At 38.6% G+C, this 13,660-nt stretch carries 10 protein-coding genes and 1 riboswitch; all 10 genes read left to right on the top strand.

Annotated elements, in window-relative coordinates:
- The first annotated feature begins 77 nt into the window (after nucleotides 1–77).
- The gene (gene polX / locus ACFYKT_RS11460; protein ID WP_389219564.1) at nucleotides 78–1,799 is read left to right on the top strand and encodes a DNA polymerase/3'-5' exonuclease PolX; all 1,722 of its coding nucleotides are present in this window, start codon (nucleotides 78–80) and stop codon (nucleotides 1,797–1,799) included.
- A gap of 262 nt (nucleotides 1,800–2,061) precedes the next feature.
- The gene (locus ACFYKT_RS11455) at nucleotides 2,062–4,416 is read left to right on the top strand and encodes an endonuclease MutS2 (RefSeq protein WP_389219562.1); all 2,355 of its coding nucleotides are present in this window, start codon (nucleotides 2,062–2,064) and stop codon (nucleotides 4,414–4,416) included.
- Nucleotides 4,417–4,434: 18 nt separating this feature from the next.
- A complete protein-coding gene (locus ACFYKT_RS11450) occupies nucleotides 4,435–4,842 on the top strand; it encodes a DUF350 domain-containing protein (protein ID WP_389219560.1) in 408 nt (135 codons plus the stop codon).
- Between the two features lie 278 nt (nucleotides 4,843–5,120).
- Nucleotides 5,121–6,824, top strand: a complete 1,704-nt coding sequence (locus tag ACFYKT_RS11445; RefSeq protein ID WP_389219558.1) for a long-chain-fatty-acid--CoA ligase — start codon at nucleotides 5,121–5,123, stop codon at nucleotides 6,822–6,824.
- A 507-nt stretch (nucleotides 6,825–7,331) separates the two neighbouring features.
- The gene (locus ACFYKT_RS11440; RefSeq protein ID WP_389219556.1) at nucleotides 7,332–7,922 is read left to right on the top strand and encodes a TetR/AcrR family transcriptional regulator; all 591 of its coding nucleotides are present in this window, start codon (nucleotides 7,332–7,334) and stop codon (nucleotides 7,920–7,922) included.
- Nucleotides 7,923–7,965: 43 nt separating this feature from the next.
- Nucleotides 7,966–8,739 (top strand): enoyl-CoA hydratase, encoded by a 774-nt coding sequence (locus ACFYKT_RS11435; RefSeq protein WP_389219554.1) that lies wholly within the window; start codon nucleotides 7,966–7,968, stop codon nucleotides 8,737–8,739.
- A gap of 207 nt (nucleotides 8,740–8,946) precedes the next feature.
- On the top strand, nucleotides 8,947–9,720 hold the full coding sequence (locus ACFYKT_RS11430) for an electron transfer flavoprotein subunit beta/FixA family protein (protein ID WP_389219552.1): 774 nt from the start codon (nucleotides 8,947–8,949) through the stop codon (nucleotides 9,718–9,720).
- 155 nt (nucleotides 9,721–9,875) lie between these two features.
- Nucleotides 9,876–10,853 carry an electron transfer flavoprotein subunit alpha/FixB family protein gene (locus ACFYKT_RS11425; RefSeq protein ID WP_389219550.1) on the top strand — a complete coding sequence of 326 codons (978 nt, stop codon included), beginning with the start codon at nucleotides 9,876–9,878 and terminating at the stop codon, nucleotides 10,851–10,853.
- Nucleotides 10,854–11,047: 194 nt separating this feature from the next.
- Nucleotides 11,048–11,362 carry a thioredoxin gene (trxA, locus tag ACFYKT_RS11420; RefSeq protein ID WP_389219548.1) on the top strand — a complete coding sequence of 105 codons (315 nt, stop codon included), beginning with the start codon at nucleotides 11,048–11,050 and terminating at the stop codon, nucleotides 11,360–11,362.
- Between the two features lie 99 nt (nucleotides 11,363–11,461).
- Nucleotides 11,462–13,234 (top strand): excinuclease ABC subunit UvrC, encoded by a 1,773-nt coding sequence (gene uvrC, locus ACFYKT_RS11415; protein ID WP_389219546.1) that lies wholly within the window; start codon nucleotides 11,462–11,464, stop codon nucleotides 13,232–13,234.
- Nucleotides 13,235–13,337: 103 nt separating this feature from the next.
- A riboswitch (Lysine riboswitch) is annotated at nucleotides 13,338–13,517 on the top strand.
- Nucleotides 13,518–13,660: the final 143 nt, after the last annotated feature.

Raw genomic sequence — 13,660 nt, 5'->3', positions numbered from 1 at the left:
ACCTTCCCTGTATGTTTATATACAAGAGAAATACACTATTTGTAAGTTAATCTAAATAGTTAAGGTGGGTGTGACCCATGAGTATAAATAAAAAAGATGTGATTAGGCTTCTTGAGACGATTGCCGTTTATATGGAGCTCAAAGGGGAAAATACATTTAAAACAGCTGCTTTTCGGAAAGCTGCTGCAGCACTTGAAACAAATGATAAAAGTCTAGATGAAATAGAGGATTTCACTAAGCTGCCAGGGATCGGAAAAGGCACGTCATCAGTCATTGTTGAGTATATGACTGAGGGGAAATCGACAGTTCTGCAGGAATTAAAAGAGGAAGTTCCAAAAGGCTTAATTCCACTCCTTCAGATCCAAGGCCTTGGGGGCAAAAAAATTGCTAAGCTGTATAAAGAGCTTGGTATTGAGAGTGCGATTGATCTGGAGGAAGCATGCCGCAATGGGAAAGTACAGACCCTTGCTGGATTCGGAAAAAAGACGGAAGAAAAAATACTTGCTGCTCTTGCGAATGCAGGAGCAAGACCAGAACGACTTCCGCTTGCCTACATGCTGCCAATAGCTGAAGCAATTGAATTGGAGCTTAGTCAAATCGATGAAATAGCGAAATTTTCTCGAGCAGGCAGTTTAAGACGGATGAGAGAGACCATCAAGGACTTAGATTTTATCATTGCAACAGAAAATCCCTCAGCAGTAAAGGACAAGCTATTAAAGTTTCCAAAAATAAAAGAAATTGTCGCAGCTGGTGAAACAAAGGTGTCGATTACCTTCGAGCACAGCTATGATATATCGGTTGATTTCAGACTTGTCCAGCCACATGAATTTGCAACAACTCTCCATCATTTCACCGGTTCCAAAGAGCATAATGTTCGGATGAGGCAGCTTGCGAAGGAACGCGGGGAGAAAATAAGCGAGTATGGTGTGGAAAATAATGAGTCAGGTGAAATTCTTACTTTTTCATCTGAAGAAGCGTTTTATCGCTATTTTGATTTACCGCTCATCCCGCCTGAGCTTAGGGAAGATGGGCAAGAGGTTGAAGCATACACGAAAGAATATGATATAATTTCCCTTGCTGATATAAAGGGCGATCTGCATATGCATACAACCTGGAGCGATGGTGCCTTTACAATCGAACAAATGGTGGAGGCATGCCGGGCAAAAGGCTATACATATATGGCGATAACAGATCACTCTCAGTATTTAAAGGTCGCAGGTGGATTGACACCAGAGAGACTAAGGCAGCAAAAGGAAGAAATTAAGCTTTTGAATGAGCGCTATGATGATATTACAATTTTATCAGGTGTGGAAATGGATATATTGCCTGACGGTACACTGGATTATGATGATGAATTACTTGCGGAAATGGATATTGTCATTGCGTCGATCCATTCTGCTTTTTCACAATCAAAGTCTAAAATAATGGAACGATTAAAGGCAGCCATGAACAATCCTCATGTAGATATTATTGCTCACCCTACTGGCAGATTAATTGGTCGAAGGGAAGGTTATGAAGTAGATATTGACGAGTTAATTGAGCTGGCAAAGGCAACTGGTACTGTGTTGGAGCTGAATGCAAACCCAAACCGCTTAGATCTGGCGCCAGAGCATATTCGAAAAGCGCAAGAAGCTGGTGTGAAGATTGTCATTAATACAGATGCACATAAAATTGATACACTCTCTCATATGGAAATCGGTGTTTCTACCGCTAAAAAAGGCTGGATTAAGAAGAACACAGTCCTGAATGCGATGAATATAGATGAATTGCTATCATTTTTGTCGAAGGATCTTTTCTAAAAGATTGTTGTTTTTGAATAAGTTTTTCATTGGTAAAAAAGGTTGTTGATTGGAGCGAAAGGTGCGAGACTCCTGCGGGAAGTGTGGGACAGGTGAGACCCCACAGGAGCGGATGCTCCGAGGAGGCTCACCGCCCACCCCGCGGAAAGGGAGCATCCTGTAGCGGAAATCAACCTCTACCAACAAAATGTCATTAGCAACAATGTTTGCAAAAAAAGCCTTGTCGAAAAGCAGAAATGAGCTAAATAGGAGGTAAATCCTCATGCAGGAACGTATTTTTAAAGTATTAGAATTTAATAAAGTGAAGGAACAATTGCTTGAGCATGTGTCGTCCTCATTAGGAAAAAGAAAGGCAGAGCAGTTAATGCCGTCTGTCGATTATGAGGAAGTCATTCGCTGGCAAGAGGAAACAGACGAGGCCGTTAAGGTTTTGCGAATAAAAGGAAATGTTCCTCTTGGAGGTATTTTTGATATTCGTCCCCATGTAAAAAGATCGGTTATTGGCGGAATGCTCAGCCCACTAGAATTAACGCAAGTGGCAAGCACAATTCATGCGAGCAGACAAATGAAACGATTCATTGAGGAATTCGTTGATGAAAGAAGCAGTCTTCCGATTTTATTAGATTATGTGAACCGATATACTGTTTTAGCATACTTAGAAACAACGATTAGAAATGCGATTGATGATAATGGTGAGGTGCTGGATAGTGCTAGTGATGCGCTTCGTGCACTACGTAATCAGCTTCGTACGAAGGAATCACGTGTAAGAGAACGCCTAGAAAGCATGATTCGTTCTTCTAATGCTCAGAAAATGCTTTCTGATGCAATTATTACGATTCGTAATGACCGTTTTGTTATCCCTGTTAAACAGGAATACAAGGGACATTATGGCGGAATTATTCATGATCAGAGCTCTTCAGGTCAAACCTTATTTATTGAACCTCAATCCATTGTGCAATTAAATAATGAGCTTCAAGAAATACGTGTGAAGGAACAGCAAGAGATTGAAAGAATTTTAATCGAGCTGTCTGGAAAAGTAGCTGAGGAAAGTGCAGAGCTTGAGATCATTGTTGAAGTGCTGACTGAAATTGATTTCATGTTTGCAAAGGCTCGTCACAGTAAACGCGTGAAAGGCTCGAAGCCAAAGGTAAATAATGAAGGAAGAATTGCTTTATATAAAGCGCGCCATCCACTAATTCCAGCTGATGTTGTGGTAGCGAATGATGTAACATTGGGAAAGGACTATTCTACGATTGTCATTACAGGTCCAAATACTGGCGGGAAAACGGTGGCACTAAAAACAGTCGGTTTATGTACATTAATGGCACAAGCAGGGTTGCAAATTCCAGCACTAGATGGATCTGAAACCGCTGTCTTTGAGGCGGTTTATGCAGATATTGGTGATGAACAATCAATTGAGCAAAGCCTTAGTACCTTCTCGTCCCATATGGTCAATATTGTTGATATTTTGAAAAAGGTAGACTATAACAGTCTTGTCCTTTTTGATGAATTAGGAGCCGGTACAGATCCACAGGAGGGGGCCGCCCTTGCCATTTCTATTCTTGATGAAGTATATAAGCGAGGAGCAAGAGTCATCGCAACAACCCATTACCCTGAATTAAAAGCCTATGGGTATAATCGAGAAGGAGTCATTAATGCAAGTGTTGAATTTGATATTGAAACCTTGAGTCCTACCTATAAACTATTAATTGGAGTACCTGGGCGAAGCAATGCATTTGAAATATCCAAAAGACTTGGTTTAAATGATGAAGTCATCGATATCGCCCGTTCTTATATTAGTGCAGATAGCAATCAGGTAGAAAATATGATTGCTTCACTTGAAGAGAGCAAAAGAATGGCAGAAGCAGAAAGAGAAGAAGCAAATGAATTCCTAAGAAATGCTGAAAAGCTTCATAAAGATATACAAAAACAAATGATAGAGTTTTATGAACAAAAGGATGATCTTCATGAAAAGGCGGCAGAAAAGGCAGCAGCCATTGTTGATCAGGCGAAAGAAGAAGCAGAAGCAATTATCCGCGATTTAAGAAAGATGCGCATCGAAAAGTCTGCTGAGATCAAAGAGCATGAGTTAATCGAAGCAAAGAAACGTTTAGAAGATGCAGCCCCTAAAGTAACCAAGACGAAGAAGCCTGTTAAAGCAAAAGAAAAACATGTCCTTAAAGCTGGCGATGAAGTAAAGGTACTAAGTTTTGGCCAAAAGGGTCATCTTATTGAAAAAACATCTGATAATGAATGGCATGTACAAATTGGGATTTTAAAAATGAAAGTTGCTGAAAAGGATTTAGAATTTATAAAGAGCCAAAAAGTAGTGGAAACAAGACCAATGGCCACTGTAAAGGGAAGAGATTATCATGTTAGTCTCGAACTAGATTTAAGGGGAGAACGATTCGAAAATGCCTTGCTGCGCGTTGAAAAATATATTGATGACGCACTTTTAGCTGCCTATCCGCGGGTGTCCATTATTCATGGAAAAGGGACAGGAGTACTAAGGCAAGGGGTACAGGAATATTTACGTAATCATCGTTCAGTCAAAAACATTCGTTTTGGTGAAGCAGGTGAAGGCGGTTCCGGTGTCACGGTAGTAGAGTTTAAATAATGGGCGGGGAGAATAGGTATGAACCAATTTTGGGAAAATGAGTTTGTGCAAACTGCGGGGTATTTCAGTGTTGTCGTTCTCTGTATGATTGTTTTTCTGGCTATTTTCGAACTAGTCACGAAATATAAGAACTGGGAAGAGATAAAAAAGGGAAATATAGCAGTTGCCATGGCCACTGGGGGAAAAATCTTTGGGATTGCTAATATTTTCCGACACTCCATTATGCATAATGATACATTATTTACAATGATAAGCTGGGGGGTCTTTGGCTTTTTATTATTGCTAATTGGCTATTTTATCTTTGAATTTATGACCCCAAAATTCAAAATAGATGAGGAAATTGAGAATAATAACAAGGCTGTTGGTTTAATTTCGATGATTATTTCAGTGGGCTTGTCATATATTATCGGTGCAGGGTTATCTTAAGGAGCGATTGAATATATGGAAAAATTAGCAAAGGTATTAATGGTTTTATGTGGCTTGTTCATACTTATTGGTGCATATTACTTAATATTTATAGCATAATGTTTTATGATAATTATTTTTCAAAAATCACCATGTAATGTGGTGATTTTTTTTTGGCTCAAAAAACTTTCCAATAGGTGAACAGACTTATTCTAATTGTCATGTAATCTGCATTAGATTATAATAGAAACGAACAGTTGGAATGTTCTAAAAATTTTATTTTTAAAGGAGGGAATCAATTGTTAGAACAAAGGCCGTGGCTTAAAAATTACCCAGACGAAATCCCCTCGACTTTGACTTATAAAAATCAGCAAGTCCAGGATTATTTAAAAAGGGCTGCAGAGGATAACCCTGAAAAAATTGCTATCCATTTTATGGGTAAGGAAACAACCTATAAAGATATTTATGAGTCTGCACTCAAATTTGCAGGGTACTTACAAGAGATAGGTATTGAAAAAGGGGATCGGGTGGCTATTATGCTTCCGAATATGCCCGCATCAGTGATTAGTTATTATGGGATTTTAATGGCAGGCGGGGTTGTTGTTCAAACGAATCCACTGTATATGGAGCGAGAGCTTGAATATCAAATGAAGGATTCTGGTGCGAAAGCAATCATCACAATGGATATTTTATTTCCGCGCGTGACAAAGGTAATGCCACAAACAGATTTGCAGCATGTGATTGTAACCGCTATCAAAGACTACCTCCCATTTCCAAAGAACTTAATTTATCCATTTATTCAAAAGAAGCAGTACGGAATTGTTGTGAACGTTAATCATGAGGGCAACCAGCATTTATTAACAGAAATATTAAAACAGCCAAAACGAGAGCTAAAGGAATATGATTTTAATTCTGATGATGAATTAGCTTTATTGCAATATACAGGTGGAACAACTGGATTTCCAAAAGGTGTTATGCTTACTCATAGAAATCTCGTTGCGAATGCTGCGATGTGTAGGGCATGGCTATATAAGACAAAACCGGGTCAAGAGATTGTACTTGGGATTCTCCCATTTTTCCATGTTTACGGAATGACAACCGTTTTAATTCTCTCTGTTATGGATGCGAATAAAATGGTATTGCTTCCAAAGTTTGATGCAGAAACAACACTTAAAACCATTCAAAAGCAGCGGCCAACATTATTCCCAGGTGCCCCAACGATCTATATTGGATTATTAAATCATCCAGATTTAAAGAAGTATGATTTGTCTTCTATTGATTCATGTATTAGCGGATCTGCAGCACTGCCTGTTGAAGTTCAGCAAAAGTTTGAAGAAGTGACTGGCGGAAAGCTTGTGGAAGGCTATGGATTAACAGAGTCCTCACCAGTTACACATGCCAATTTCTTATGGGATCGTCCGCGTGTGAAAGGAAGTATCGGTGTACCTTGGCCGGATACAGATGCAGCGATTTTTTCAATGGAAACGGGTGAAGCACTGCCAGCTGGTGAAGTAGGAGAAATTGCTGTTAAAGGGCCGCAAGTGATGAAGGGGTATTGGAATCGTCCAGAAGATACAGCAGAAACGTTAAGAGATGGATGGCTTCTCACTGGTGATCTTGGCTATATGGATGAGGATGGATATTTCTATGTAGTGGATCGTAAGAAAGATATGATTATTGCTGGAGGCTATAATATTTACCCACGTGAGATCGAGGAAGTACTTTATGAACATCCAGCTGTCCAGGAAGTGGTAGCAGCAGGCATACCAGATCCTTATCGCGGGGAGACAGTAAAGGCGTATATTGTTCTTAAAGAAGGGGCCAAGGTTAGCGAAGATGAATTAAATAAGTTTGCCAGAAAGCATCTTGCCGCTTTTAAGGCACCAAGATTGTATGAGTTTCGTGATGAGCTTCCAAAAACAGCCGTTGGAAAAATTCTTAGAAGGGCTTTAGTGGATGAAGAAAAAAAGAAATTAAATAATGAACAAGAAAAGCGGGCTTAATCGTAGAGACCGATTTATCGGCTCTTTATTTTTGACAAGTAATGCTTGTCCATATTCAGCAGAGTGGCAAAAGTGATCCTTATTTGTATATAATATTTGTAGGATAATTTCTTGACAGAAATGAATTGTGACACTATTATAAAAATATGAATGATGATTCATTCATTATCTAAAGAAGATAAATAATTAGCTTTTTATCTAGGCTCTTTCTAAAAGATTGTTGTTTTTCAAATAAGCTTTTGTGAATGAAAGCTGAAGCAATATAAGTTAGTTGATTGGAGCGGAAGGTTGCGAGACTCCAGCGGGAGTAGTGGGACAGCTGAGACCCCGCAGACGCTTTAGCGTCGAGGCGGCTCAGCGCCCACCCCGCGGAAAGCGAGCGACCTGGAGCGGAAATCAACTTCTACCCACCACATATTAATTAACAACAATGTTTGCGAAAATAGCCTTAAGCTAACAAAGTTATAGCTCGAGTTGCTCTTGCTTTTTTCTTGGAGGAGGAAAAGTTTGAAAAAGAATAAACCAAAATATCGACAAATCATAGATGCAGCAGTTATAGTCATTGCAGAAAATGGATATCATCAGGCCCAAGTATCAAAAATCGCTAAACAGGCTGGTGTCGCTGATGGAACCATCTATTTATATTTTAAGAATAAAGAAGACATACTAATCTCTCTCTTTCAGGAAAAAATGGGTAATTTCGTTGAAATGATTGAAGAAAAAATTGCAGGAAAAGAAACGGCTGCAGAGAAATTATTAATGATGGTGGAAACACATTTTAATATTCTCTCAGATGACCCGCATTTAGCCATTGTTACTCAGTTAGAGTTAAGACAATCGAACAAAGATCTGCGCCTTAAAATTAATGAGGTGCTAAAAGGATATCTTTCCTTGGTTGAACAGATCTTATCTAATGGGAAAGAAAGTGGAGAGTTTTCTCCTACTCTCGATGTAAGGTTGGCTCGCCAGATGATTTTTGGTACGATGGATGAGACAGTAACAACTTGGGTGATGAATGACCAAAAATATGATATTACTGAATTAGCGGGTCCTGTTCATCGATTGCTTCTTAGTGGATGCCAAAAGCAAGACAACTAGAAATGCTGTTGCACCTTCGAAACAAGTCAAAAGGGGGATGAAAATGGATTTTTTAAAATGGTCTTTTCAAGATGGGGTTGCCACGATTACGTTGGATAGACCTCCAGCAAATGCACTTTCGTCAGGTTTATTAAGAGAACTTTCTTCCGTCTTGGATGAAATTGAAACAAATGATGATATCAGAGTTATTCTAATACATGGAGAAGGCCGTTTCTTCTCTGCTGGTGCTGATATCAAAGAGTTCACTACTATTAAAACTGGTGACGAATTTGCCAATCTTTCTACATATGGACAAGATCTATTTGAACGTATGGAGCAATTTTCAAAACCGATTATTGCAGCCATTCATGGAGCCTCACTTGGCGGAGGATTAGAACTGGCAATGGGCTGTCATTTCAGATTAGTAGCTGATAATGCGAAGCTTGGGCTGCCAGAACTTCAACTTGGATTAATTCCTGGATTTGCAGGGACTCAGCGTCTGCCTCGATTAGTTGGGACAGCAAAAGCAGCAGAAATGTTATTCACAAGTGATCCGATCACAGGGCTTGAAGCTGTTCAATATGGATTAGCTAATCATGCTTATCCAGAAGGCGAGCTTTTAGAAAATGCGTATAAAATGGCAAAGAAGATTGCGAAGAAAAGTCCTGTTTCTATTAAAGCCGCTATTAAGCTTTTGAATTATTCTAAAACAGAAAAGTATTATGAAGGTGTAAAAAAAGAAGCTGAGCTATTTGGTGAAGTATTCGTTTCTAATGATGGAAAGGAAGGCATCTCTGCGTTTATTGAAAAAAGAGAGCCAAACTTTACTGGAAAATAGAAACTTTTCGAATTTTCATTATCAATCTTTCTAGTAATCTATTATAATAATCTATAAGGAGAGATTTTATATTCTCCTTATGCAATAAATTATCATAATCTTTCGAAGTGGTGAAATGTTTACATTTGTCATTATCGAGATTGAGCGCTTCTTGATTCAAGAATTCTTGGGTAAGGCGCTTCCACTTTTAATTTCAGGAGGGAAATCATGAACATCTATGTTTTAATGAAAAGAACCTTTGATACGGAAGAAAAAATCACCATTTCAGGTGGCAAAATAAATGAAGATGGAGCAGAATTCATCATTAACCCTTATGATGAATATGCGGTTGAAGAAGCAATCCAAGTGCGTGATGCACAGGGTGGAGAAGTAACAGTCATTTCAGTAGGCAGTGAAGAATCTGAAAAGCAGCTTCGTACAGCATTAGCTATGGGTGCGGATAAAGCTGTCTTGATTAATACTGAAGATGATGTGGAAAATGGGGATCAATTTACAACGGCTAAAATTCTATCCGAGTATTTAAAAGATAAAGACGCAGATTTAATCATTGCTGGTAATGTAGCAATTGACGGTGGATCAGGTCAAGTGGGACCACGTGTGGCAGAGCTTCTAAATATTCCTTACGTAACAACAATTACGAAGCTGGATATTGCCGGAAGCAATGCAACGGTTGTTCGTGATGTAGAAGGTGACTCTGAAGTAATCGAAACGACACTTCCACTACTTGTAACTGCTCAACAAGGCTTAAACGAACCTCGTTATCCATCATTGCCAGGTATCATGAAAGCGAAGAAAAAGCCGCTTGAGGAACTGGAACTCGATGATCTTGATCTTGATGAAGATGATGTAGAAGCCAAAACAAAGACAATTGAAATCTATCTGCCACCTAAAAAAGAAGCAGGAAAAGTTCTTGAAGGCGAGATAGCTGATCAAGTAAAAGAACTTGTTAGCCTACTTCATACAGAAGCGAAAGTTGTTTGATCGATAAAAGACGATATTCAAGGAAGAACGATATAAACTGAAATTTTGGTAGGTAGAGCTGTCGGTAATAAATAAAAGCAATCGGTCATTTGCCGATTGACACTAATCCAACCTCTGACCTCTAATCTCTAAAATAACGCAGGGGGTAAAACATAATGGCTAGAAAAGTATTAGTATTAGGTGAAGTCCGTGATGGATCATTACGTAATGTTTCCTTTGAAGCAGTAGCAGCAGCAAAAACAGCGGCTGAAGGCGGAGAAGTTGTCGGTGTTTTAATTGGCGATTCTGTAAACGCTTTAGCAGGAGAATTAATTCACTATGGTGCAGATCGTGTAGTTACAGTTGAAAATGAAAATTTAAAGCAGTATACTCCTGACGGATTCTCACAGGCATTAATGGCAGTCGTTGATGCAGAAAGCCCAGAGGGTCTTATACTAGGCCATACTTCATTAGGTAAGGACTTAGCTCCTAAAGTAGCAGCGAAACTAGCATCTGGATTAATTTCTGACGTTACAGGTTTAGAGGAAGTTGGCGGAAATCTAGTATTCACACGACCAATCTATTCTGGTAAAGCATTTGAGAAGAAAATTGTCACAGATGGATTAGTATTTGCTACTATTCGTCCGAATAACATCAGTCCATTAGCAAAAGACGAGTCTAGAACTGGTGATATATCTTCTTTATCTGTTGATGTTAAAGATCTTCGCACAATTATTAAAGAAGTTGTCCGCAAAGCAAGTGAGGGAGTAGATCTCTCTGAAGCGAAAGTAGTTATTGCTGGTGGACGTGGTGTGAAAAGTGAAGAAGGTTTTGAACCATTAAAGGAACTTGCAAAAGTTCTAAATGGAGCAGTAGGCGCTTCTCGTGGTGCATGTGATGCCGATTATTGTGATTATTCACTGCAGATTGGCCAAACAGGAAAAGTAGTTACACCTGACCTTTATATTGCATGTGGGATTTCAGGAGCGATTCAGCATCTTGCAGGTATGTCTAACTCTAAAGTAATTGTTGCAATCAATAAAGATCCAGAAGCTAATATCTTTAAAGTAGCTGATTACGGCATTGTAGGAGATTTATTCGAAGTCGTGCCAATGTTAACAGAAGAGTTTAGAAAATTAGTTGTAAATGCATAATAATCAAACGAGCGGCGAATAGCCGCTCGTTTTCATGATTGCTTAGTCAAACAGCTTTAAGTGTTAATGCCCTTCATGCATAGCTAAAAGAAATGAAGGGGAAATTACAAAGTGAAGCAAATTGGTAGCTTCACTACATAAACTAATGATATACTGTCGTTAGATTTTGAGTTGAAATTTAGGAGGCAAATAATATGGCAATTACAAATGTAACAGATCAAAATTTTTCTAATGAAACAGGTTCAGGCGTAGTTCTTGCAGATTTCTGGGCACCATGGTGCGGACCTTGCAAAATGATCGCTCCTGTATTAGAAGAGCTTGATTCTGAAGTAGGCGATAAAGTTAAGATTGTAAAGCTTGATGTAGATGAAAACCAAGAAACATCAGCAAAGTATGGTGTAATGAGCATCCCTACTTTACTTGTTTTTAAAGATGGCGAAGTAGTAGATAAAGTTGTTGGCTTCCAGCCAAAAGAAGCACTTGCAGAACTATTAAATAAACATGCCTAATTAGAAAATAGCTAATTGAAGAAATCCTCGGCTTTATTTAAGTCGGGGATTTTTGTATGATCAAAATAGGATAGAGTGGAGCTTAGGGAGGTGACATCCATGAATGAAATCATAAAAAATAAACTCATGCTTTTGCCAGATCAGCCAGGCTGTTATTTAATGAAGGATCGTCAAGGGACGATTATATATGTTGGTAAGGCAAAAGTATTAAAAAACAGAGTCCGATCGTACTTTACAGGTTCACATGATGGAAAAACATTAAGGCTTGTCAATGAAATTGAAGACCTGGAGTACATTGTTACTTCCTCCAATATGGAAGCTTTAATTCTCGAAATGAATTTAATAAAAAAATATGATCCGAAGTACAATATTATGCTAAAGGATGATAAGAGCTATCCATTTATTAAGTTAACTGCAGAGAGGCACCCGCGCCTAATCACAACGCGAAAAGTAAAAAAAGATAAAGGGAAATATTTTGGACCCTATCCCAATGTGCAGGCTGCAAATGAGACAAAAAAGCTGCTGGACAAAATTTATCCACTAAGAAAATGTTCGACCTTACCTGATCGTGTTTGTCTTTACTACCACTTAGGACAATGTCTTGCCCCTTGTGTTAACGATGTAAGTGAGCAGGAATATAAAAAAATGGTTGATGAAATTACTCGCTTTCTTAATGGAGGTTACAAGGAGATTAAGAAAGATTTAACTGAAAAGATGACAGCCGCGGCTGAAGAGCTAGATTTTGAAAGGGCAAAAGAGTTTCGCGACAAAATTGCCCATATTGATACGACAATGGAGAAGCAAAAGATCACTTCAACTGATTTAACAGATCGGGATGTATTTGGATATGCTGTAGATAAGGGTTGGATGTGTGTGCAGGTTTTCTTTATTAGACAGGGGAAATTGATCGAGCGTGATGTATCGATGTTTCCAATCCATGATGAGCCAGATGATGAAATATTGACTTTTCTTGGCCAGTTCTATTTAAAGGAAAACCATTTTAAACCGCGTGAAATATTGGTTCCTGATTCAGTAAATGCTGAAATGGCTGAAGAATTCTTAGGGGTAAAGGTTCTAAAGCCTCAGCGTGGACAGAAAAAGGATCTCGTTAAGCTGGCATATAAAAATGCAAAGATTGCTCTACAGGAAAAGTTTTCTTTAATCGAGCGTGATGAAGAAAGAACAATTAAAGCAATTGAAAATTTAGGTCAGCAGCTTGGAATATATACACCCCATCGAATCGAAGCATTTGATAACTCGAATATTCAAGGAACGGATCCAGTATCTGCGATGATTGTCTTTATTGATGGTAAACCAGAGAAAAGGGAATACCGCAAATATAAAATAAAATCTGTACAAGGTCCTGATGATTATGACTCTATGCGGGAGGTTGTCCGAAGGAGGTACACTCGGGTTCTAAAAGAAGGTTTGCCTCTTCCGGATTTAATCATAATTGATGGGGGAAAAGGGCATGTAGAAACGGTAAGAGATGTACTAGAGAATGAACTGAGTCTTGATATCCCTATATCTGGACTTGTAAAAGATGAAAAGCATCGGACATCTCAGCTGCTCTACGGGAAGCCACTAGAAATGATTCCACTTGCAAGAAACAGCCAAGAGTTCTATTTATTGCAAAGAATTCAAGATGAAGTGCATCGCTTTGCCATCACCTTCCACCGACAATTGCGTGGGAAGAATGCATTTCAATCTGTGCTTGATGATATCCCGGGAATTGGAGAAAAGAGGAAGAAGCAGCTATTAAAAACGTTTGGATCTATTAAGAAAATGAAGGATGCACCTATTGAGGAGTTCACAAATATCGGGATTCCATTAAATGTCGCAAAAGAACTAATAAAAAAATTACAGGAATAGATTGTTTGAAAAAAATGAATATGCTATAATTACTGAAAAATTAAATATCACTTTATAGTATTAAAGTAAGTTTAAAGGAACCAACCCTTTGAACTTCCTCTAAAGTGAAGGTAGAGGTGCGAACTTCAAAAGTAAAAGCTTGGAGAAGAATGAGCTTCAATGAAAAGCTTTGAAAGGGAATGTTTGCCGAAGTGAAGAAAGTCTCATCACTTTCTTTGCTGGTTTTGTATTGAATAAATGCAAGATTGTCAAGTTGAAAATGACTTGGAGAGCTATCTCACTGTGTGTGCGTATGCTTCTTTTGTACGTTAATCCCACAGCAATGAGATAGTTTCTCGTTGCTGTTTTTTTGTGTTAAAAATCAGATGTGCACTTGAAAATGGTTGCGTGAGACTTCAAAAGATTAACCGAAAAGGGTAGGAAGAG

It is taken from the genome of Cytobacillus mangrovibacter (assembly GCF_042865275.1).
GTDB lineage: Bacteria > Bacillota > Bacilli > Bacillales > Cytobacillaceae > Cytobacillus > Cytobacillus mangrovibacter.
The sequence above is the reverse complement of the archived record's forward strand: the minus strand, read 5'-3'. Positions and strand labels throughout refer to the sequence as shown.